Below are 19377 nucleotides of genomic sequence, written 5' to 3' on the forward strand. Positions count from 1 at the left end.
TTATCCTCATCATGGAGAAACAAGCTATGTCCGCAGAATCGTTTGGTGGCTTCGCCGCCCTGGTCAAACTGTACGGCTTCAAGGCCGCGCTGGGCATGATCGGCGCCGCCATGCTGTATATCGTGCTGCCGCCCTTGAACAGCGACGGCACCTTCAACAAGGGCGAATTCGTCGCCCGCCTGGCCTGCGCCGGCGTGTTCTCGTGCCTGCTGGGCGGCACCGCGTACCAGCTGCTGTGCGCGCAACTGCCCGCCATTGGCGCCATGGTCAACGCCTCCGCCGTCGATTTGATCGTGGGTGCGCCCGGCTGGTGGGTATCGCGCGCCGTGGCCCTGTGGTTCCAGCGCCGCAGCGACAAGGACATCGCCGAGCTGGTCAACGACGCGAAGGAGCATTGATGGCCACCACCGATGCGCTGATCGCGCGCACGATTGATGACGTGCTGCGCGCCGAAGGCGGCTATGTGAACAACCAGCACGACAAGGGCGGCGAAACCAACTTCGGCATCACCGTGGCCGTGGCGCGCGCCAACGGCTACCAGGGCGCCATGCGCGGCCTGCCCGTGGCGCTGGCGCGCGCCATCTATCTGGCCCGCTATATCACGGGCCCGAAATTCGACCAGGTGCTGGCCATCCACGTCGGCATCGGCGCGGAACTGATCGACACGGGCGTCAACATGGGGCCGCGCGTGGCGGCCGAATTCCTGCAGCGCTGGCTGAACGGTTTTAATGATACGGGCGCGCGCTATCCCGTGCTCACCGTCGATGGCAGCCTGGGCGACCAGTCGCTGGGCGCACTGGCCGCCTTTCTCGCCTGGCGCGGCCAGGAAGGCGCCACCGTCATGCTGCGCGCCCTGAACGGCCTGCAGGCGGCGCGCTACCTGGACATCACGGAAGCGAACAAGACGCAGCGCCGCTTCCTGTTCGGCTGGCTGCGCACGCGGGTGGCCCCGTGATCGCGGCGCCACCCTGGCGCGCGCTGGCCATGGGCCTGCTGGCGGGCGCCGTGCTCGGCTGGACGGTGCAGGGCTGGCGCAAGGACACCACCCTGGCCGACTTGCGCCGCACCGCGGCCACCGCCCAGGCAACGGCCGCCGCCGCGCTGGTGCAAGCCACCGGCCGGGTGCTGCTGCTGGAACGCACGGCCGCCAGCGCCCTTGCCGCGCGCACCGATCAACTCATCAAGGACAACCACCATGCACAAACTGACCGCGACCGCTTTATGGCTGACGTGCGCAGCGGCGCTATCCGCCTGTCAATCCCCGTCGCTAGGCATTGCCCCGACACTGGCGCCGGCACTGCAGATACCGCCGCTGCCGGAAGCGATCGCCAGCAAGCGCGCGCCGAACTTGACGGCGCGGCTGCGGCAGCTCTTGACGCCATCGCCAGCGACGGCGACGCCGCCACCCGGCAACTGAACGCCTGCATCGACGCCTACAACCTGATCCGGGACACCTACCATGTACAAACCGAATAGCCTGCGCCAGCACCTGGCCGCCGCCATCCCCGAGCTGCAGCGCGATCCTGACCGCCTCGTCGTCTTCGTGGACGAAGGCAACGTGATCACCACCGCCACCGCCTCCCTCTCCTTCGAATACCGTTTTAAATTGAACCTGATCGTCACCGACTACGCGGGCGACGCGGACGCCATCATGGTGGCCATGATCTCCTGGCTGAAAGTCCACCAGGCCGAACTCATGGCCAACGAGGAACAGCGCAAGCGCGGCATCAGCTTCGAAGTGGATTTCAATAACCACGAAACCGTCGATATTTCCATCAAACTGGACTTGACCGAACGCGTCATCGTCAAGCGCGGCGACGGCGGCCGCCACGACATCCAGCACGCCGCCGAGCCGCAGGGCACGCCTGGCTACGCGGACGCATTCTGGACGCTGTACGACGGCGATACGCTGCTGGCCGAATGGCAAGTACCGCAGGCGGCAGCATGAGCGACGACCTGCACGCACTGGAAGCCTGGGCCGGCGCCCTGCTGACCAAGCTGCAGCCGGCCCAGCGCCGCGCCATCAATCACAAAGTGGCCATCGACCTGCGCCGCAGCCAGGCGCAACGCATCAAGGCGCAGCAGGGGCCGGATGGTACGGCCTATCCGGCACGCAAGCGGCGCAAGGAATTCAAGGGAAAGAAGGGGCGCATCAAACGCCAGAAGGCCGCCATGTTCGCCAAGATTCGCAGTGCAAAATACCTGAAGGTGCATGCAGATCCTGGCCAGTTGACTGTCGGCTTCGTGGCTAAGGTGATGCACGTCACACGTGTGCATCATGAGGGTTTGACGGATAGCGTCTCAAAGAATGGCCCAAAATACAGCTACCCGGCCCGGCCGCTGCTGGGATTCAGTGAAGCAGATCGGACGTTGATCCGTGAATCTTTACTGAATCATTTAGAACAATTCTGAGATGATTAATTCAAAGTTCAACCGGCAGAAGTTATCATTGAGTTATAGTTGCATAGAAATTTCCACTATCGGCCAGGAGTGGATCGTTTCAGTTCATAATTTTTCTAAACCATCAGTACTGAAAACGAAAGCTACGATGAAGCATACTAATTCGAGCGATAAAAAAGCAAAATTATCGGTTTCCTCTACGTCGGCTTTGACAGGGTCCCCAACTTTACCAAGCGCTTCGAACCACCATAAGTCTGAGGCTCGAACGATTTCTTGCAGCACAGACGAAGCATTGGCTATTGTTCTTCGAGTGGAAGAAGCTCTTGCAGCCAGAAAACTGCCTGTGCATTCGGGTAGTTGCTTAGGGGCGTTGTTCGCAAAGATACGACGGCTAAAAAGTCGGGCTAATTCTTTGACGGATAACCAATGGCGCAAGATATTCTTAAAAGCGAATGAGGGCGTATGGATTGCACGCGCGATTGAGGCAGCGCTTAAAGAAGAGCCGGATAGTACACAAGAAATTTTCCATCGGATTGTTCGCAGTCAGATAAGCCTTTCTGAAAGAGAGCAGTCTTTGGGGAAAGACGCGCTTTGGGAGCTTGATTTATATCGTCGAATAAAGCTAGGAACAACTCCAATACGATTCGCGGAGCCTGATCTAGTTGTTTCGCTTGGGGCAGACCTTGGGGAGTATAGTGTCGCTTGCAAGAAAATCTACTCCGAACAGGCAGTCCTTAATCAATTAGAAAGGGCCTGTAGTCAACTTAAAACACATGGGCGCCCTGGCATTGCTGCGTTCAACTTAGACGACCTCGTGCCAGAAAATGAAGTTTGGACTGAGCCTAACAATTCAGCGCTTAAACGTCGCTTGGATAACATGAATCGATCATTCATTTTATCAAATAAGGAAATTTTCAGAGTTGCTTTGGAAAGAGGTGACTGCGATGGTATCGTTGTGTTCACTTCAGTTATTGCCGAAGTTCCAGAGGCAGCGCAGCCAATTCATGTAGCTCACGCGTCAGCATGGTGGAACGAAGGAGCGAGTTCTGTCGCAAAATCTCGTGGCAACGCATTTTTAAGATGCGTTGATCAAGTAGCCTACTTGTCCTGAGTATCGCAAAAAATTTCCACATCAGGTCGGCAATACAAAATATTCAATCAACGGATATGAGCGGTCTGTACCTGTCGTTGAAGAATGCCGGCTTCAGGGGCGAAAGCAGAGATACTGCCACTTGCATCACCCCCTTAACAATAGCCGTAGCCATTAAGCGCTATATCAACCCGCCCCCGCGTGCATCCGCACGCGGACTTCGGCAACATGCATTGCATGAACGCCGACCTGTCCGACATCCTCCGCTTGCTGCAAAACCTGATCCGCCTGGGCACCATCGCCGAGGTCAAAGGGGCCAAGGCGCGCGTGCGGCTCGGGCCGACACTCACCACCGAATGGCTGAAATGGGCCACGCCACGCGCCGGCAGCACGCGCACCTGGTCGGCACCCACCGTCGGCGAACAGGTCATTGTCTTTTCCCCGGGCGGCGACCTGACGCGCGGCATCATCCTGCCGGCGCTGTACTCGCAGGAATTTGACGCTCCCGAATCGAGCGATAGCATCCATACCACGCATTACCCCGACGGCGCCGTGGTGCAGTACGACCACGCGGCCCACGCCCTGACGGCCGTGCTCCCCGGCGGCACGGCCACCATCACGGCCGACAAGGTGACGTCGAACGCGCCCAGCACCATCTGCACGGGTGATCTGACCGTCATGAAAAACCTGATCGTCAACGGCGCGACCGCCCTGAATGGCGGCGTGAATGCCAAGGCCGGCGCCGCTGGCGGCGTGGCCATGGCCGTGCAAGGCACGATCAAAGCCAGCGAAGACGTGCTGGCCGGCGCCATCAGCTTGCTCAAGCATCCGCACGGCGGCGTCAAGCAAGGTGACGACCAGTCGGGCGGGCCACAAGCATGATGGGCATGCACGCCGCCACCGGGCGCAGCCTGACGGGCCTGGGCCACCTGCGCCAGTCCGTGACCGACATTCTCACCACGCCGATGGGTTCGCGCATCCGGCGCCGCCGCTATGGCTCCGAAGTGCCCGAGCTGATCGACCAGCCCTTAAACAGCGCGACGCAATTGCGCATCTACGCGGCCACCGCCTTTGCCCTGCGCCGCTGGGAGCCGCGTTTGCAGCTCGCCAGCGTGCAGCTGACGCGCGACACGGACGGTGCCATCGCCCTACTGCTCGATGGCACGGCGAATGGCCAGGGCATCACCCTGGCCGTGCCTGTCAAGCAAGGCGGCGCCGTATGAGCACACCCATCGACCTGACCCAGTTGCCGGCGCCCAGCGTGGTCGAGGTGCTGGACTTTGAAACCATCCTCGCCACGCGCAAAGCCCACCTGGTGAGCCTGCTGCCGGAAGCCGAGCGCGCCGCCGTCACGGCCCTCCTGGAGCTGGAATCGGAACCGGCCACCAAGCTGCTGGAAGAGAACGCGTATCAGGAAACCATCCTGCGCAACCGCGTCAACGACGCCGGCAAGGCCGTCATGCTGGCGTTCGCCCTCGATGGCGACCTGGACCAGCTGGGCGCCAACGTCAACGTGGCGCGCCTGACCATTACGCCGGCCAATCCCAACGCCCTGCCGCCCGTGCTTGCTGTCATGGAAGACAACGATGCCTATCGCCTGCGCATCCAGGAAGCGCCGGACGGCCTGTCCGTGGCCGGTCCGAAAGCGTCGTATGAATTCCATGCCCGCAGCAGCGACGGCCGCGTCAAGGACGCGAGCGCCACCAGCCCGGCGCCGGCGTACGTCGCCGTCACGGTGCTGGCCAACAACGACACCGGCATCGCCGACGCCGAACTCTTGGGCACCGTGGCGCGCGCGCTCAACGCCGAGGAAGTGCGCCCCCTGGGCGACCGCCTGACGGTGCAAGCCGCCCAGGTCATCGATTACCAGATCGAGGCCACCTTGTTTATCGGCGTCGGCCCGGAAGTGCCGATTCTGCTGGACGCCGCGCGCGCCAACGCCGTGCGCGTCTCGCAGCCGCGCCGCCCGCTGGGGCACAGCATCTACCGTTCCGCCTGCAGCGCCGCCGTGCACGTCGAAGGCGTGCGCAAGGTCGTCTTGACCAGCCCGGCGGCGGACATCGAACTGGACGCCACCCAGGCCGCGCGATGCACCGGCATCAATCTCAACGTGGTGGTGCTCGATGAATAAGCTCGTGCCGACCCTGCCGCCCAACACCACGGCACTGGAACGCGCCATTGCCGTGGCCTGCGCCGAGCTGGTCAACGTGCCCGTGCCGCTGCGCGACCTGTGGAACGCCGACCGCTGCCCCGTTGCCCTGCTCCCATTCCTGGCCTGGGCCTGTTCCGTCGACCGTTGGGACGACGCCTGGCCCGAGTCGATCAAGCGCGGCACCATCAAGGCGTCCTACTTCATCCACAAGCACAAGGGCACGATTGCCGCCGTGCGCCGCGTGGTGGAGTCCCTGGGCTATTTGATCCGCATTACCGAATGGTGGCAGACCACTCCGCCCGGGGCGCCCGGCACGTTCCGCCTCGACGTGGGCGTGCTGGATACAGGCATCACGGACGCCATGTTCCAGGAAATGGAACGCCTGATTGCCGACGCCAAGCCCGTCAGCCGACATTTGACAGGCCTGGCGCTGTATCTGGAAACCCGTGGCCAGGTGCGGATCGGCTTGAGTACCTATCACGGCGATGCGATGACGGTCTATCCGTGGATCGCCGAAGAAATCGAAGTGCGCGGCACGCTGTTACAAGGCGGCGCACCCCATACCATTGACACCATGACCATCTATCCATGAGCACATACTTTGCCATTCTGACGCAGGTGGGTGAGGCCAAGCTGGCGAACGCCATTGCCCTGGGCCAAACCCTGAAATTGAAAAAAATGGGCGTGGGTGACGGCAACGGCGCCCTGCCGATCCCCGACCGCTTGCAAAAGGCGCTCGTGCATGAAGTGCGCCGCGCCGACCTGAACCAGTTGGCCATCGACCCGGCCAACGCCAGCCAGATCATCGTCGAGCAAGTCTTGCCCGAGGACGTGGGCGGCTGGTGGCTGCGCGAAATCGGCATCTACGACGAAGCGGGCGACCTGTGCGCCGTGGCCAACTGCCCGCCCAGCTACAAGCCCCTGATGGTCGAAGGCAGCGGCCGCACGCAAGTGGTGCGCGTGGTGCTGATCGTCGCCAGCGCGGCCGCCATCGAGCTGAAAATCGATCCGTCCGTCGTGCTGGCCACGCGCCAGTATGCCGATCAGCAGGATATCGAGGTGCGCGCCTATACCGACAAACAAGTCGCTGCGCACCTGGCAGCACTTGACCCGCATCCCCAGTACAGCATGAAGGAAGTGTCGACGCGGCCAATGTTCGACGCATCAAAAAAGCTGGTCAATGCTGCTTTTGTACAGCAGGAACAGGGCAATATCGTGGCATCCGGCGCAGTACCGGCGTCGCGCAGCTTGACCGGCGAGGACATCGGCAAATGCCTGTATTTTTCTGCCGACAACGTGCTGTTCACGCTTCCCAAGCCGAGCGAGCTGGGCATCACGACCAATTCCGGCCGCTGTATTCACTTCTTCGGCCTGGCCGGAAAGGTGGGGCGACTTGCCCCCGGCCCCGGCGCCTCGCTCAATGCCGATGTGTCCAGCGTGACCGGCATGGATGTCAAATCCGGCCAGTACATCACCCTCGCCGCCATTACCGATAGCGTATGGCAAGTCATCGACACGACGGCAGAAATGTGGCGTAACGCTGATTTCCTCACGTCCATTACCGGCGCTGGCGTGAGTTCCTGCCAGGCATCGCCCGGCGGCATCATGTGCCAGACAGGAACCTTTGTCGCCAGTAAAACCGGCTACAGCATGCTGACATTCCCAACGGCATTCCCTAATGGGCTGCTGTCCATTCAAGGCAACGTCATCCACGGTTCCCTGGGTGCCGGTTCCGTCAACTTCAACATGGATGCGAAAACGCGCAGCGGCGTGCCGGTGGCGGTAGTCAATTCCAGCGCCAGTGATTACCTGGCTTACCCCATCACCTATACCGCACGCGGCTATTAACAAGAGAAAGCCCCCCATGGATATGCTTGCCCCCGACAACCTCGATGCCGTTTTTTATTCCCTGCAAACGGCAGGCTTCTACCCCGAACGCCTGCGCGCGGCCTATGACGCCGCCGGCTCATGGCCCGCTGACGCCGTGCTGATTCCTGCCGAACTGCTTGCCGGCATGCAGGCGGCGGTGGCCGAAGGCGCCACCGTCTCGCTCGATCCCCGTGGCCAGTGGATCGTGACGGCCCGCGCGCCCACGCCGTATGTGCAATTGGCCGCCGTCTACCTCAACGCAGTGCGCGCGGCGCGTGAAGCCGTCTTGAACCGCCTGGCCGGCATCGGCTTCGCGGCAATGATGAACGGCGAAACGGACATCGTGGAAGGCGCCATCGAAGCGCGCCAGGCGCTGCTCGACATCACCATCTGCCCATCGGTCATCGCCGCGCAGGATATGCCAGCGCTGCAGGCGGCCATCAAAGGCGAGTACGACCGCATCGCCGCCAGCTTGCCGGGCGAAGCCCGCCGCGCCTTCGACGACGCCGGCATTGCCCTCGTGCCCCCCATTGCCCAGTAACGCCCCATTCACCACTCACCAGGAGAACTAATTTTGGCCACCGACTACCACCATGGCGTGCGCGTCATTGAAATCAACGAGGGTTCGCGCCCGATCCGCACCGTGTCCACGGCCGTGCTGGGCCTGATCGCCACGGCCGACGACGCCGACCCGGCCGCCTTCCCGCTCGACACGCCCGTGCTCGTCACCAACGTGCTGGCCGCCATGGGCAAGGCCGGCAAGACGGGCACCCTGTGCCGCGCGTTGGAGGCGATTGCCGCGCAGACCAAGCCATTGTGCGTCGTCGTGCGCGTGGAACAGGGCGAGACGGAAGCGGAAACCACCACCAATGTCGTGGGCGGCGTGTCGCCGGACGGCAAGTACCTGGGCGTGAAAGCCTTGCTGGCCGCGCAAAGCAGGCTCGGCGTGAAACCGCGCATCCTGGGCGCGCCGGGCCTGGATACCAAGGCCGTCACCAACGCCCTGGCCAGCGTGGCGCAGCAACTGCGCAGCTTCGTGTACGCCTCCGCGTATGGCTGCAGCAACGTGGTGGCCGCCACGACCTATCGCGGCCAGTTCGGCCAGCGCGAGGTCATGATTATCTGGCCGGACTTCGTCAACTGGGACAAGACCATCGACGAAGAGGCCAGCATTTCCGCGGTGGCCTACGCCATGGGCCTGCGCGCCAAGATCGACGAGGAAACGGGCTGGCACAAGACGCTGTCGAACGTGGTCGTCAACGGCCCCACCGGCCTGACCAAGGACGTATTTTTCGACCTGCAAGACCCGGCCACCGACGCCGGCGTGCTCAACGCCAAGGAAGTCACGACCCTGATTAACATGGGCGGCTATCGTTTCTGGGGTTCGCGCACCTGCGAAGCGCCGGGCGGCTTCTTCTATTTCGAAAGCTACACGCGCACGGCCCAGGTGCTGGCCGACACCATCGCCGAGGCGCATTTCGCCTTTGTCGATTTGCCCTTGCATCCGTCCCTGGTGCGCGACCTGCTGGAAAGCATCAATGCCAAGTTCCGCGACCTGAAATTGCAGGGCTACATCATCGACGGCCAGGCCTGGTATGACGAGCAGTACAACGACAAGACAGGCTTGAAAGACGGCAAGCTGGCCATCGACTACGACTACACGCCCGTGCCGCCGCTGGAAAATCTGAAATTCCAGCAGCGCATTACCGACCGCTACCTGGCCGATTTCGCCTCGCGCATCGCGGCCTAATTACTTCCCTGCCCGCGCCCGCGCGGGCGCCCCTGACCACTGGAGAAAATTATGGGCATGCCCCACAAACTCAAGCAATTCAACGTGTTTCAAAACGGCGTGCTGTTCATGGGCATGGTGCCCGAAGTCACCTTGCCGAAACTCAGCCGCAAGATGGAAGAGTACCGCGCCGGTGGCATGAGCGGCCCCGTGTCCGTGGACTTCGGCAACGAGGCGCTGTCGCTGGAATGGAGCGGCGGCGGCCTGATCGCCGAAGCCTTGAAGCAATACGGCGCGCATGCGCACGGTGCCGTGATGCTGCGCTTCGCCGGCGCTTACCAGAACGACGAAGACGGCAACGTCGCTGCCGTCGAGGTTGTCGTGCGCGGCCGCTACAAGGAAATGGACATGGGCGGTGCCAAGATGGGCGACGACACCACGCATAAATACACGATGGCCTGCAGCTATTACAAGCTGATGATTGACGGCGCCACCGTCATCGAACTGGACTTCATGAGCGGCATCGAGAACATCGGCGGCATCGATACCAATGCCGCCATCCGCAAGGCCAGCGGCCTGTAATCCCTTTTTATTCACCACCCACACACAAGGACAACACCATGAACACCGAAAACAACAATCAAGCCGTCATCGAGCTGGACGAACCGATCAAGCGTGGCGAAGGCTTCATCACCTCGCTAACGGTGCGCAAGCCCAAAGCGGGCGCCCTGCGCGGCATTTCCCTGATCGAGCTGGCCAACCTGAACGTGTCGGCCCTGCAGATCGTACTGCCGCGCATCACCGAGCCGACCCTGACGGCGCACGACATCGCCAACATGGACCCGGCCGACCTGCTGGCCGTGGGCGCCGAGGTTGCCGGTTTTTTGGCGAGCAAAGCCGATCGCCTTTCGGTATCCCCGGCGAAGTAGAAGACGCCATGGCCGACATTGCCGGCGTCTTCCACTGGACGCCGGCAGCGATGGACGATTTTACGATTGATGAACTGATGGCCTGGCGCGAACGCGCCAGGCAACGAAGCGGAGCGGAATAGATGGCTGGTGGGGATTTGAAGTTACAGGTAGTGTTTGCAGCGCTGGACAAGATTACCGGCCCGCTGAAAAAAATCATGGGCGGCTCCAGTGACACGGCCAAGGCGTTGAAGACCACCAGCGACCGCTTGCGTGAACTGAACACGCAGCAAAGGAACCTTGGGAAATTCCGCGAACTACATAGCGGTATTCGAACAACGGGGGTTGAGCTGAAAGAAGCTCAAAAAAAAGTAAAAGAGCTGGCCGCAAGCATAAAACAGACCGAGTCTCCTACACGCGCCATGACGCGTGATTTGAAGGCGGCTACGAAGGTCACGCAGGCCTTGACGCTAAAAGGCCGAGAACAGAGCCAGCAATTCCGCGTTCTGCGCACCAGCCTGAAGGACGCCGGCATCGACACGCGCCAGTTGGGCAAGGCCCAGGAATGGCTAAAAAACAGTATCCAGTTGACGAACGTTGAACTGGCCTCGCAACAAAAGCGCCTGGCCGCCTCCGCCGCCAAGCAGCAGCGCGTCACCAACGCCACGCAGCACGCCGACAAGCTGCGCAGCAAGGCGGGCAACATTGCCACGGCCGGCGCCGGCGCGACAGCGGCCGGCGCGGTAATGGCTATGCCCATCGCCAATGGGCTGCACGAGGCGAAGCACTACCAGCTGGAAAAGGCCCGCGTGAATGCCCTGGGCCTGGGGCCGAAAACCAGCCAGCAGGCCATCAAGTTTGCCCAGAACATGAAAACCTACGGCACCAGCCAGAACGAAAACCTGGAACTGGTGCGCGACGCGATGTCGATCTTTGGCGATCTGCACCACGCGGAAATGGTCGCGCCCACCCTGGCCAAGATGAAGTTTGCCAACAAGGCATTCTTCGGCGCCGAGTCGGGCGAAGAGAACGAGCGCATCTTCATGGACTTGCTCAAAGTCATCGAGCAGCGCGGCGGCACGGCCAGCTCGGAAAAATTCCACGACCAGGCCAACATGATGCAAAAGGTCATCACGGCCACGGGCGGACGCGTGGGGCCGACGGAGTGGCTGAACTTCATCAAGACGGGCGGCATCGCCGCCAAGATCATGGACGACAAGCAGTTCTATTACCAGATGGAACCTCTGGTCCAGGAAGTCGGTGGCCACCGCGCCGGCACGGCCCTGATGTCCGGCTATACGAACCTGTACCAGGGGCGCACCACGAAACGCGCCGTCAGCAACATGGAAAGACTGGGGCTGATTAAAGACCGTGGTCAGGTCAAGCACGACAAAGTGGCGCAAAGTGCGACCCTTGGCCCTGGCGCCCTGCTGGGCAGTGACATTTTCCGACGCAGCCAGTTTGAGTGGCTGGAAACCGTCTTGCTGCCACAACTGGAAAAGAAAGGCATCACGGATGCTAAGCAAATTGAGGACACCATCGGCAGTTTGTTTTCGAACCGCACGGCCGGCAATCAGTTTCTGGACATGTTCCGGCAACGCATCCAGATGCACAAGAATGCCAAGCTGAACGCAGGCGCGTACGACATCGAGCAGATTTATGACCTGGGCAAGCAGCAGGCCGGCGGCGCCGAATTGGAAGCGACGGCCAGAATGGCCAATCTGAAACTCACCATGGGCGAAAAAATCCTGCCGCTGTATGCGCAGGGACTGGAAATGGCCATCAGTGCCATCACACGCCTGAATGGCTTCATGGAGCGCAACCCGACCGTGGCCAAGGTCATGATCGCTGGCTTTGCCATCCTTGCAGGCATCCTGTTGGTGCTCGGCCCGCTGATGCTGGGCATCGCCGCCCTGGTCGGCCCGTATGCCATGCTGCACGTCATGTTCGCCAAGATGGGCGTGACCGGCGGCGTACTCACGCCCATCCTGCGCGGCCTGGGCGGCGCCTTCATGTGGGCGGGCCGCGCCGTGCTGTGGCTGGGCCGCGCTCTTCTGATGAACCCGATTGGCATCGCCATCACGGTCATCGCCGGCGCCGCCTACCTGATCTATAAATACTGGGAGCCGATCAAGGGTTTCTTTACCGGCATCTGGTCGCACGTCAAGACCGCCTTTGCCGGCGGCGTTAATAGCGTCAGCGCCCTGATCGTCAACTGGTCGCCGCTGGGCCTGTTCTATCGCGCCTTCGCTGGCGTGCTGGGCTGGTTCGGCATTGCGCTGCCGGCCAGGTTCAGCGACTTCGGCAGCGGCCTGCTGCGTGGCATGGCCAGCGGCATCACCAGCAGCTTGAACGTCATCTATCAATGCTGGGAGCCGGTCAAGACGTTCTTTGCCGGCGTGTGGTCGCAGCTCAAGGCGACGTGTGCCGGCGGCCTGGCGGGTATCAGCGCGCTGATTATCAACTGGTCGCCCGTCGGCGTGTTCTATCAGGCGTTCGCGGGCGTCATGAGCTGGTTCGGCATCCAGCTGCCGGCCCAGTTCACCGAGTTCGGCGCCAACATCCTGCGCGGCCTGGTCAATGGCATCACGGGTTCCATGGGCGCCGTCAAGGACGCCATCAGCAATGCCGGTTCCAGCACCATTGCCTGGTTCAAGGAAAAGCTGGGCATCCACAGCCCAAGCCGCGTGTTTGCCCAGCTCGGCGACTACACCATGCAAGGCCTGGCCGTGGGACTGGACCGCAGCGAGGGCGCACCGATTGCCAAGGTTTCCGGCCTGGCGCAGCGCCTGACGCAGTTGGGCGCCGGTATCGCCATCGGCACGGCCACGGCGTTACCCGCCAGCGCCTTCGATACCCGCGCGCCGCTGGCACAAGGCGGGTTCGGCGCCGGCATGACCATCCAGGGCGACAAGATCGAAATCACTTTCAACGTGCAGGCCGGCACCGATCCCCAGGCCATCGCGCGCGCCGTGTATGCGGCCATGGAACAACGCGACCGCGAAAAGGCGGCACGCATCCGCTCATCCCTGCGCGACCACGATTAAAGAAAGAAGCACACCATGATGATGATTTTAGGAATGTTCGTGTTCAGCCTGCCCACGCTGGCCTATCACGAGCTGCAGCGACAAACCGAATGGAAGCACGCCAGCACGGCCCGCGTGGGCCTGCGCGACGCGCACCAGTACGTGGGGCCCGGCGACGACACCATCACCCTGTCGGGCTGGGTGGCTCCGGAACTGACCGGCTCCCTGTACTCGCTCGATGCGCTGCGCATGATGGCCGACACGGGTAAATCGTGGATTCTGATCCAGGGCACGGGCCGCATTCTCGGCTCGTACCGTATCACGAGCATGACGGAAGGCCGCACCATCCTGGACGGCAGCGGCGGCGCGCGCCGCGTCGAGTTCTCGATTGCGCTCAAGCGTGACGACGACGGCGTGCCGGCCATGGTCGGCCTGGGCGACATTGGCGACCTGAAAAACATGCTGAGCATCGACGGCATGACCAGCAGCATCGCCGGCGCGGCCAGGAATGCCGTGGGCAGCGTGGTGGGCAATGTGGTCGGCGGCATCACGTCGAAATACGGCGGTGTCGTCAGCGAAATGAAAGACAAGATCGGCGGCAGCATCAGCGGCGCCATCGGCAGCGCGGCGGACAAGTTCAAATGAGCGAGCATATCCCCGCCTTCAAGGTCAGCATCGAGGACAAGGATTTGACGGCCATCGTTTCACCGCGGCTGATCAATTTGACCTTGACCCTGTGCCGTGGCGACGAGAGCGACCAGCTCGACATTTCCCTGGACGACAGCGACGGCAAGCTGGCCCTGCCGCCGCGCGGCGCGCAGATCGCCCTGGCGCTGGGCTGGCAAGCGTCCGGCCTGGTGGACATGGGCAAGTTCACCGTCGACGAGGTGGAGCACAGCGGCGCGCCCGACACCATTACCCTGCGCGCCAGGTCGGCCAACCTGATCGACACCTTTAAGCAGCAGCAGGAACACAGCTTTCACAAGACCACCCTGGGCGCCATCATCGAGGCGATTGCCTTTCGCAACGAGCTGGCGTCGGGCGTGTCCGCGCGCCTGCGCGACACCGCCGTCGAGCACATCGACCAGACCCACGAAAGCGATGCGGCCTTCCTGCGCCGGCTGGGCAGGAAATACGACGCGGTGGCCACCGTCAAGAATGACACTTTGCTCTTCATTCCCATCAACCAGAGCCGCACCGCCAGCGGCAAGACGCTGCCCGTCATCCCCATCACGCGCGCCCTGGGCGACGGCCACCGCTACCACAGCGCCGAGAGTGACGCCTACACGGGCGTGCGCGCCTTCTGGCACGACGAGCGCTACGCGCGCCGCCGCAGCGTCGTGGCCGGCGTGCCTGGCAACAGCAAGCGCCTGCGCACCACCTTCGCCAACGAAACCGACGCGCGCGCGGCGGCCGTGGCCGAATGGCAGCGCATCCTGCGCGGCCTGGCCACCTTTGAAATGAGCCTGGCCCTGGGCAACCCGGCCGTGTTCCCGCAATCGCCCGTGACGGTGACAGGCTTCAAACCCGAGATCGACGCCACCGAGTGGCTATCGGTCAAGGTCACGCACAGCCTGGGCGGCAACGGCTTTACCACGCGGGTGGAGTTCGAAACGAAGACGGAAGCGGTCGAGGCCGAGCGCGAGGAAGAAAAAGATCCGGACGAGGGCGTTACGGGCGTGGTGGCCAAGTGGAAGGACGTGGCCAGGAAGAAGAAACAGACAGGTCAGGAAATGGCGGGGTCAGTGGGTAATCTCAAAACGTTGGGGCACATTTATACGACCAAGCAGAATGCAGAAAACGCCGTCAAAAAGGCATGGAATCGAATTGTGGAAGTGCGTGACATCATTAGGGAAAACAGCGAGCAACCTTGAAGGCCGGAGGAGACGATCTACAAGGAATGACGAATGGCAATTCAAAAACAAGCAGATACATCACGACAGATGAACGGCAGTTATGATCCATACGGGCCTTTGCGCGCTGGCTCTCAGAGGCTCATTGCATAATCGCAAGTTTGCGGCACAAATCTACTACCTGGTGGATTTTTAGGCATGTACGTCAGAACTCTGTCCCCGCCTAAGAAAACCACACCCTGAACGTCTTTTGCCCAGCTATTTTTGCATAAATGACTAGAATTGAAATCAGCCCACACGGCAAACTCTCTAATCAATTTTTTCTTATTTGATGATAAATTTGCCACGACACCAAGAAAGATCGAACATACCAAAAGTGCCGCAAAACCACCTCCGATAACCTTAATAACTTTAGTAAATTTAATCGACAGCACTACCATTAATGGAAAAACTATGCCCAAGACCATCGATGAAATGATTAATGCATTCCACATTTTTTCCACAACCCATTCGTGGTAAAAAATTCCAATAGGCGCATACAAAGCGGCCAACAAGGTATATGTGATACCAAGAGAAGTAGCATCCACATGAAATATTTCGTTAATAAGGGATGCAGCCCACTTTCTAGCATAAATTGTGTAGGCAAATAAAATCCAAGCAAACATTAACGCGTAATGCCATTTCTTAAAATTATGGCGAATACTAACACCAATATCGGATAAAGAAATCCATAGAGCTATAAAAATAAATGGCAACATTCCAGTTAAGCAGATTGCAATTGCCGCCACAACATTATTTGACGTTATCATAGTCAAAATAATTATTAACAACCAAAAAATAAATGCTAAAGCGTACGGAGTTTTTCGGTCGTTCACTGTCATAATTTCACCATTGTTTATGTCACACTAGACGTTGCATAGGATCACTTTCCAATATATACCTAGAAAACATTGATATACAGTGGACGGAAGGGCGCGGCTGTGTTGCAGCTAGCTCGCCTGAGGACAAAAGAATCGTACAAGGCAACGGCGCAAGAGAAGATTCTAAAGGCGGGTGAATGAGTATCAGCGACGCCGGTAACTCTTGGCACCGCTGTCGCTCAAGCAGTATTCCCCGCCACGCGGCCCGGTACAATAACTGCCGCTGCGGCATGTGCAGCCTGTAGCATCGGCCACAGGCGCCTTAGCTGGTTTGCTAATGGTGGAGCAAATTTTTTTCGAAGAGCTAATTGAGCCATCATTGCAGACAAATGTCGCGCCATCGCAATTTGAAATGCCCCCCTTGCTGCCAGAGCACGGCGTATTGCCAGCCAACAGCGGGAAGCATGTCAGCAGGCATGCGGTAAAAAGAAGATTTTTGATAAGCGGAAATCTCATTCCCTCTTTCCTGTTGACCATCGGGGCACACCGTTGGGACCGTTGTTCATACACTCGCATATAGTTCCATTTGGCATTCTGATGAAACTGCCCATCGAATAAGCCTTGCCATCGACGAAGCAGCGTGTATTAACGTCAGGCTTCGGCGCAGCATCGACAGCGGAAGGTAACAACAGCCAGCAGCAAAGCAAGGCCAAGCCCACCAGCAATGTCCATTGCGCGACGGCTGTAAGCCTCATCGGCTTAATGCCTGGTGCGTGTTGAATACAGGAGGCGCAAGGCATCGCCGCCATATACGTGCTGCATGAGCGCACTCTGTTACTGTCCGCGCCAAAATTACTGAGCGATACATGGTAGACACCTTGTGACGGTGTGCCTACCGACTCAATTGATGTCTTGACTTTGGAGCTTGCATCCTGCTGCTGCAACTTCGTCAGCGCCTGGAATTCAGTGCCCCCCCCATCTATCGTGAGATTAACCACATTAAATTGACGCGACACCTCAATGACATTGCCGACGACAACTTGCGTAACATTCCCATAAAAATCTATGACTTCCTTGGAAGACATTTTTTCAGTGTCTCCAAAACTACTAGCTTGCACTATAAATCTAGCCTTTAAAATCACATCGATTCGTCATTAACCAGTAAGCGGTCCGAGTCTGCGGGATAATCTTTTTCCCGCGAATGACATACGAGGCCCGACCACCACTGATAGGACAAATAGCTTTCACAATTTGATTAGGTTCGCTCAAGAAAATATCAATCACCTCGTCGCCGGTAAGAAAATACGGAGGTTCATCTTCTCCTTTTGCAACCTTTCCAAACTTAACATATTGCACAGTCATGCCCAAATTCGGCAGGCGTTCACCGATATTTTTGTAATTCAGAGTTTTATCCGTTACAGGAATCTTCGCCAGGAAAAAACTAATTTTTTGGGGATCTTTTGTTGACTCGTCAGCATGAGCCGACGTAATAAAAGATACTGTCAATAATACCGCCATCAATATGTTTTTCACTTCTTCTTACCACCCATATTGAACGTCTGTTTTCCAGTCACATCGCCGGTTACTTGCTGGCTCACTTTGCCATGGAAAACAACCGTAGTGGCACTGGCACCTGTCTCAGGCTTCGATGGCGCCGCTTTGACCGCAGGGGATGTGCTCATGCCGTCAATCATTCCTAGTACCCCGGCCTTACCCCGAATATCCAAGCCACGATAACCAGTCAGCAATTCCTTTTCATCCTGAGTGAGCGCCGCTGTTGCCTGATCTCCGGTAAGAATAAATTGAACATCAGCGCCAATCGCAGAGATTGCGCGCAAATAGACTGCATCGGGCGAACGCTCGTCCTGTTCATACGATATTTGAGTACGTTTTTTTACGCCGCCTGCCGCGCCGAAATCATCTTGATTCATGCCTAAGCGCAAACGCTCGGCTTTTAGTGCTTCCCCAATGGTGCTCATATTTTCACTAAATCTCGTTGACAAGTGCACGTTCGTACACTATAGTTACGCCATCCTGTAGCGATTACACATCATAACATTATGAAAAACGTATCCAAAACCGGGCGCACTACCAAGGGCGTCACTTCGCAACCTCTGGGCGTCCGCTTGGCACCTGATGAAGTGCTGGAAGTTGAAGCCTTTGCCGCCGCGCAACAACGATCCCGTGCATGGTTCTTGCGCTTCCTGATCTTGCGCGGCCTGGCTGACTACAAGCGTGAAATCGCTTTCCAATCCACCCACTAAGGACAACGTCATGTACCCCGATGCAAAACGTATCCGCAGCCATAAAGTCATGCTGCGCCTGGACGACTATGAGCACCAGCTCGTTTCCTCGATCGCCAATTATCAGGGTGAAGAATTAGCCGTTCTGGTACGCCAGATCGTCATGCGTGAAGCTCTTGCGGCCATTGCTGCAGACGACATTGACAGCGTACAGCGTCGCAGTGCTTAAACCGAGTCCCTGAATAGTAACTTTTGAGTAACTGAAAAGCTGCCGAACATGCCCGATCACGAAATTCATATCAACGACGAAGAACTTGCAGCGCTGGAAGTCGTTCGTCAACGGCAAGGGCTGGCAAGTATCGAGCAGGCGGCTGAATGGCTCGTCAAGTCGCGCTTACGCAAGCAGTCGAAAAACATGACGGGTCGCGGTCGCGCCCTGTACCAAGTGGAAAGAAAGCTGAAATGAGAGTCATCGGCCTGCCCTGCCCGCATTGCGAAAACACCGTCCGCGCCGTCAAAAGCCGCACGATGTCCGCCATGTTCAAGGAAATCACCTACATGTGCCAGAACCCGGACTGCGGGCACTCCTTCGTGGCAGGCCTGGAAGTGCTGCGCACCCTCTCACTGTCCGCCATGCCCAAGCCGGATATTCGCATCCCGATGTCCCAGCATGCGCGCGCGGCAGCCACCAGCCAGCTGGCCCTGGACCTGACGGCGGGCTGATGATGACTATCCCGATCCTCGCGCCGCCGTAGCCCGGCCGCTGTAAATCCCCTCTTTTGCTGTGCCCTGCAGCGCTCCCTTTTGAGCGTGCGGGATTCGTTCAACCAAAAATAAGGAAACCGATGGAAAACACGCTGCACGCCACCAGTCATGCCGACAACTCCCCGGTGCCAGACACCGCCCGTCCGGCCCTGCAAAAATGCGTCGTGCCGGTGGCGCCGACCTGCTTCCTGCTGCATGCCAGCGCTGGCGCCAGCGTCGCCGACCTGTCCGCCTATATCCGCGAGCTTGCCAAAACCTACCACGCCTATGGCGCGGCCAATATCACCTTCATCATCAGCGACCTGCATGCGCTGCAGCTTGGCGGCTTCTTCCTGCCAGATAGCCAGCGCGGCCTGGTCGATGGCCTGCCCATCGAGCTGCACTACCTGTTCGCCAGCGAATCGGGCGTCGTGCAATGCACCAGCGCGTCGCGCACGCTGACGTACTGGGCCAAGTATTTGACGAAGGAAGGGGCACGCTGA

General features: G+C 59.5%; 29 protein-coding genes. 24 read left to right on the plus strand and 5 right to left on the minus strand.

Translation table 11 applies throughout. The features are described 5' to 3' along the window. Nucleotides 1-26 precede the first annotated feature (26 nt). The 19 genes from AC07VI_RS05650 (at nt 27) to AC07VI_RS05740 (ending at nt 15048) form a co-directional block, all read left to right on the plus strand. Nucleotides 27-398: a hypothetical protein gene (locus tag AC07VI_RS05650; RefSeq protein ID WP_086138193.1), complete on the plus strand. Its 372-nt coding sequence runs from the start codon at nt 27-29 to the stop codon at nt 396-398. After that, a complete protein-coding gene (locus AC07VI_RS05655; protein WP_492996070.1) occupies nt 398-955 on the plus strand; it encodes a glycoside hydrolase family 108 protein in 558 nt (185 codons plus the stop codon). Before AC07VI_RS05650 ends, AC07VI_RS05655 begins: the two co-directional genes overlap by 1 nt. Next, nucleotides 952-1476: a lysis system i-spanin subunit Rz gene (locus AC07VI_RS05660; RefSeq protein ID WP_492996072.1), complete on the plus strand. Its 525-nt coding sequence runs from the start codon at nt 952-954 to the stop codon at nt 1474-1476. Before AC07VI_RS05655 ends, AC07VI_RS05660 begins: the two co-directional genes overlap by 4 nt. Beyond that, nucleotides 1460-1948, plus strand: a complete 489-nt coding sequence (locus tag AC07VI_RS05665; RefSeq protein ID WP_492996074.1) for a phage tail protein — start codon at nt 1460-1462, stop codon at nt 1946-1948. The genes AC07VI_RS05660 and AC07VI_RS05665 overlap by 17 nt, the downstream gene beginning before the upstream one ends. Next, a complete protein-coding gene (locus tag AC07VI_RS05670; protein ID WP_492996076.1) occupies nt 1945-2412 on the plus strand; it encodes a phage virion morphogenesis protein in 468 nt (155 codons plus the stop codon). Before AC07VI_RS05665 ends, AC07VI_RS05670 begins: the two co-directional genes overlap by 4 nt. 1 nt (nt 2413) lies before the next feature. Next, nucleotides 2414-3511, plus strand: coding sequence for a hypothetical protein (locus tag AC07VI_RS05675; protein WP_492996078.1), 1098 nt, complete (start codon nt 2414-2416; stop codon nt 3509-3511). A 216-nt stretch (nt 3512-3727) separates the two neighbouring features. Further along, entirely contained in the window at nt 3728-4372 is a 645-nt protein-coding gene (locus tag AC07VI_RS05680) for a phage baseplate assembly protein V (protein ID WP_492996080.1), read from the plus strand. Beyond that, nucleotides 4369-4713, plus strand: coding sequence for a GPW/gp25 family protein (locus tag AC07VI_RS05685; RefSeq protein ID WP_474290168.1), 345 nt, complete (start codon nt 4369-4371; stop codon nt 4711-4713). Before AC07VI_RS05680 ends, AC07VI_RS05685 begins: the two co-directional genes overlap by 4 nt. Beyond that, on the plus strand, nt 4710-5621 hold the full coding sequence (locus tag AC07VI_RS05690; protein WP_492996084.1) for a baseplate assembly protein: 912 nt from the start codon (nt 4710-4712) through the stop codon (nt 5619-5621). The genes AC07VI_RS05685 and AC07VI_RS05690 overlap by 4 nt, the downstream gene beginning before the upstream one ends. Next, entirely contained in the window at nt 5614-6234 is a 621-nt protein-coding gene (locus AC07VI_RS05695) for a phage tail protein I (RefSeq protein ID WP_492996086.1), read from the plus strand. Before AC07VI_RS05690 ends, AC07VI_RS05695 begins: the two co-directional genes overlap by 8 nt. Further along, nucleotides 6231-7490, plus strand: a complete 1260-nt coding sequence (locus tag AC07VI_RS05700; protein ID WP_492996088.1) for a phage tail protein — start codon at nt 6231-6233, stop codon at nt 7488-7490. Before AC07VI_RS05695 ends, AC07VI_RS05700 begins: the two co-directional genes overlap by 4 nt. Before the next feature lie 16 nt (nt 7491-7506). Next, the gene (locus tag AC07VI_RS05705; RefSeq protein WP_492996090.1) at nt 7507-8052 is read left to right on the plus strand and encodes a hypothetical protein; all 546 of its coding nucleotides are present in this window, start codon (nt 7507-7509) and stop codon (nt 8050-8052) included. Between the two features lie 33 nt (nt 8053-8085). Next, nucleotides 8086-9261: a phage tail sheath protein gene (locus AC07VI_RS05710; protein WP_492996092.1), complete on the plus strand. Its 1176-nt coding sequence runs from the start codon at nt 8086-8088 to the stop codon at nt 9259-9261. Between the two features lie 51 nt (nt 9262-9312). Continuing rightward, nucleotides 9313-9822 carry a phage major tail tube protein gene (locus AC07VI_RS05715; protein ID WP_492996094.1) on the plus strand — a complete coding sequence of 170 codons (510 nt, stop codon included), beginning with the start codon at nt 9313-9315 and terminating at the stop codon, nt 9820-9822. A 38-nt stretch (nt 9823-9860) separates the two neighbouring features. After that, nucleotides 9861-10169 carry a phage tail assembly protein gene (locus AC07VI_RS05720; RefSeq protein WP_492996096.1) on the plus strand — a complete coding sequence of 103 codons (309 nt, stop codon included), beginning with the start codon at nt 9861-9863 and terminating at the stop codon, nt 10167-10169. Nucleotides 10170-10177: 8 nt separating this feature from the next. Beyond that, nucleotides 10178-10291, plus strand: a complete 114-nt coding sequence (locus AC07VI_RS05725; RefSeq protein WP_071650277.1) for a GpE family phage tail protein — start codon at nt 10178-10180, stop codon at nt 10289-10291. A gap of 279 nt (nt 10292-10570) precedes the next feature. After that, complete coding sequence (locus AC07VI_RS05730) at nt 10571-13195, plus strand: phage tail tape measure protein (protein ID WP_492996098.1); 2625 nt, start codon at nt 10571-10573, stop codon at nt 13193-13195. Between the two features lie 15 nt (nt 13196-13210). Then, nucleotides 13211-13819, plus strand: a complete 609-nt coding sequence (locus tag AC07VI_RS05735; protein ID WP_492996100.1) for a phage tail protein — start codon at nt 13211-13213, stop codon at nt 13817-13819. Beyond that, complete coding sequence (locus tag AC07VI_RS05740; RefSeq protein ID WP_492996102.1) at nt 13816-15048, plus strand: phage late control D family protein; 1233 nt, start codon at nt 13816-13818, stop codon at nt 15046-15048. Before AC07VI_RS05735 ends, AC07VI_RS05740 begins: the two co-directional genes overlap by 4 nt. Before the next feature lie 113 nt (nt 15049-15161). Here AC07VI_RS05740 and AC07VI_RS05745 read toward each other — a convergent pair whose 3' ends face one another. From AC07VI_RS05745 to AC07VI_RS05765, 5 genes are all read right to left on the minus strand, one after another. Further along, entirely contained in the window at nt 15162-15908 is a 747-nt protein-coding gene (locus tag AC07VI_RS05745) for a hypothetical protein (RefSeq protein WP_492996104.1), read from the minus strand. 183 nt (nt 15909-16091) lie between these two features. Next, nucleotides 16092-16463, minus strand: a complete 372-nt coding sequence (locus AC07VI_RS05750; protein ID WP_492996106.1) for a YdcA family protein — start codon at nt 16461-16463, stop codon at nt 16092-16094. Continuing rightward, on the minus strand, nt 16400-16972 hold the full coding sequence (locus tag AC07VI_RS05755) for a hypothetical protein (RefSeq protein ID WP_492996401.1): 573 nt from the start codon (nt 16970-16972) through the stop codon (nt 16400-16402). The genes AC07VI_RS05750 and AC07VI_RS05755 overlap by 64 nt, the downstream gene beginning before the upstream one ends. 40 nt (nt 16973-17012) lie before the next feature. Continuing rightward, a complete protein-coding gene (locus tag AC07VI_RS05760; RefSeq protein WP_492996108.1) occupies nt 17013-17420 on the minus strand; it encodes a hypothetical protein in 408 nt (135 codons plus the stop codon). Further along, nucleotides 17417-17866, minus strand: a complete 450-nt coding sequence (locus AC07VI_RS05765; protein ID WP_492996110.1) for a helix-turn-helix domain-containing protein — start codon at nt 17864-17866, stop codon at nt 17417-17419. The genes AC07VI_RS05760 and AC07VI_RS05765 overlap by 4 nt, the downstream gene beginning before the upstream one ends. An 81-nt stretch (nt 17867-17947) precedes the next feature. Between AC07VI_RS05765 and AC07VI_RS05770 the strand changes: the two genes are divergently transcribed. The 5 genes from AC07VI_RS05770 (at nt 17948) to AC07VI_RS05790 (ending at nt 19377) form a co-directional block, all read left to right on the plus strand. Beyond that, a complete protein-coding gene (locus tag AC07VI_RS05770) occupies nt 17948-18151 on the plus strand; it encodes a hypothetical protein (protein WP_492996112.1) in 204 nt (67 codons plus the stop codon). 10 nt (nt 18152-18161) lie between these two features. After that, a complete protein-coding gene (locus AC07VI_RS05775; protein ID WP_492996114.1) occupies nt 18162-18359 on the plus strand; it encodes a hypothetical protein in 198 nt (65 codons plus the stop codon). A gap of 48 nt (nt 18360-18407) precedes the next feature. After that, a complete protein-coding gene (locus AC07VI_RS05780) occupies nt 18408-18596 on the plus strand; it encodes a hypothetical protein (protein ID WP_086138170.1) in 189 nt (62 codons plus the stop codon). Continuing rightward, nucleotides 18593-18853 carry an Ogr/Delta-like zinc finger protein gene (locus tag AC07VI_RS05785; RefSeq protein WP_492996115.1) on the plus strand — a complete coding sequence of 87 codons (261 nt, stop codon included), beginning with the start codon at nt 18593-18595 and terminating at the stop codon, nt 18851-18853. The genes AC07VI_RS05780 and AC07VI_RS05785 overlap by 4 nt, the downstream gene beginning before the upstream one ends. Before the next feature lie 122 nt (nt 18854-18975). Further along, nucleotides 18976-19377, plus strand: coding sequence for a hypothetical protein (locus tag AC07VI_RS05790; RefSeq protein ID WP_492996117.1), 402 nt, complete (start codon nt 18976-18978; stop codon nt 19375-19377).

The sequence above is a fragment of the Janthinobacterium sp. GW821-FHT03A03 genome (assembly GCF_059421435.1).

Bases quoted from the DNA above. Each gene is read 5' to 3' on its own strand.
- AC07VI_RS05785 (WP_492996115.1), top strand. From the start codon at position 18,593: ATGAGAGTCATCGGCCTGCCCTGCCCGCATTGCGAAAACACCGTCCGC.
- AC07VI_RS05650 (WP_086138193.1), top strand. From the start codon at position 27: ATGTCCGCAGAATCGTTTGGTGGCTTCGCCGCCCTGGTCAAACTGTAC.
- AC07VI_RS05700 (WP_492996088.1), top strand. From the start codon at position 6,231: ATGAGCACATACTTTGCCATTCTGACGCAGGTGGGTGAGGCCAAGCTG.
- AC07VI_RS05695 (WP_492996086.1), top strand. From the start codon at position 5,614: ATGAATAAGCTCGTGCCGACCCTGCCGCCCAACACCACGGCACTGGAA.
- AC07VI_RS05755 (WP_492996401.1), bottom strand. From the start codon at position 16,972: ATGTCTTCCAAGGAAGTCATAGATTTTTATGGGAATGTTACGCAAGTT.
- AC07VI_RS05775 (WP_492996114.1), top strand. From the start codon at position 18,162: ATGTACCCCGATGCAAAACGTATCCGCAGCCATAAAGTCATGCTGCGC.
- AC07VI_RS05675 (WP_492996078.1), top strand. From the start codon at position 2,414: ATGATTAATTCAAAGTTCAACCGGCAGAAGTTATCATTGAGTTATAGT.
- AC07VI_RS05740 (WP_492996102.1), top strand. From the start codon at position 13,816: ATGAGCGAGCATATCCCCGCCTTCAAGGTCAGCATCGAGGACAAGGAT.
- AC07VI_RS05770 (WP_492996112.1), top strand. From the start codon at position 17,948: ATGAAAAACGTATCCAAAACCGGGCGCACTACCAAGGGCGTCACTTCG.
- AC07VI_RS05670 (WP_492996076.1), top strand. From the start codon at position 1,945: ATGAGCGACGACCTGCACGCACTGGAAGCCTGGGCCGGCGCCCTGCTG.
- AC07VI_RS05790 (WP_492996117.1), top strand. From the start codon at position 18,976: ATGGAAAACACGCTGCACGCCACCAGTCATGCCGACAACTCCCCGGTG.
- AC07VI_RS05745 (WP_492996104.1), bottom strand. From the start codon at position 15,908: ATGACAGTGAACGACCGAAAAACTCCGTACGCTTTAGCATTTATTTTT.
- AC07VI_RS05705 (WP_492996090.1), top strand. From the start codon at position 7,507: ATGGATATGCTTGCCCCCGACAACCTCGATGCCGTTTTTTATTCCCTG.
- AC07VI_RS05690 (WP_492996084.1), top strand. From the start codon at position 4,710: ATGAGCACACCCATCGACCTGACCCAGTTGCCGGCGCCCAGCGTGGTC.
- AC07VI_RS05655 (WP_492996070.1), top strand. From the start codon at position 398: ATGGCCACCACCGATGCGCTGATCGCGCGCACGATTGATGACGTGCTG.
- AC07VI_RS05685 (WP_474290168.1), top strand. From the start codon at position 4,369: ATGATGGGCATGCACGCCGCCACCGGGCGCAGCCTGACGGGCCTGGGC.
- AC07VI_RS05750 (WP_492996106.1), bottom strand. From the start codon at position 16,463: ATGCGAGTGTATGAACAACGGTCCCAACGGTGTGCCCCGATGGTCAAC.
- AC07VI_RS05680 (WP_492996080.1), top strand. From the start codon at position 3,728: ATGAACGCCGACCTGTCCGACATCCTCCGCTTGCTGCAAAACCTGATC.
- AC07VI_RS05720 (WP_492996096.1), top strand. From the start codon at position 9,861: ATGAACACCGAAAACAACAATCAAGCCGTCATCGAGCTGGACGAACCG.
- AC07VI_RS05780 (WP_086138170.1), top strand. From the start codon at position 18,408: ATGCCCGATCACGAAATTCATATCAACGACGAAGAACTTGCAGCGCTG.
- AC07VI_RS05735 (WP_492996100.1), top strand. From the start codon at position 13,211: ATGATGATGATTTTAGGAATGTTCGTGTTCAGCCTGCCCACGCTGGCC.
- AC07VI_RS05725 (WP_071650277.1), top strand. From the start codon at position 10,178: ATGGCCGACATTGCCGGCGTCTTCCACTGGACGCCGGCAGCGATGGAC.
- AC07VI_RS05665 (WP_492996074.1), top strand. From the start codon at position 1,460: ATGTACAAACCGAATAGCCTGCGCCAGCACCTGGCCGCCGCCATCCCC.
- AC07VI_RS05765 (WP_492996110.1), bottom strand. From the start codon at position 17,866: ATGAGCACCATTGGGGAAGCACTAAAAGCCGAGCGTTTGCGCTTAGGC.
- AC07VI_RS05730 (WP_492996098.1), top strand. From the start codon at position 10,571: ATGACGCGTGATTTGAAGGCGGCTACGAAGGTCACGCAGGCCTTGACG.
- AC07VI_RS05715 (WP_492996094.1), top strand. From the start codon at position 9,313: ATGGGCATGCCCCACAAACTCAAGCAATTCAACGTGTTTCAAAACGGC.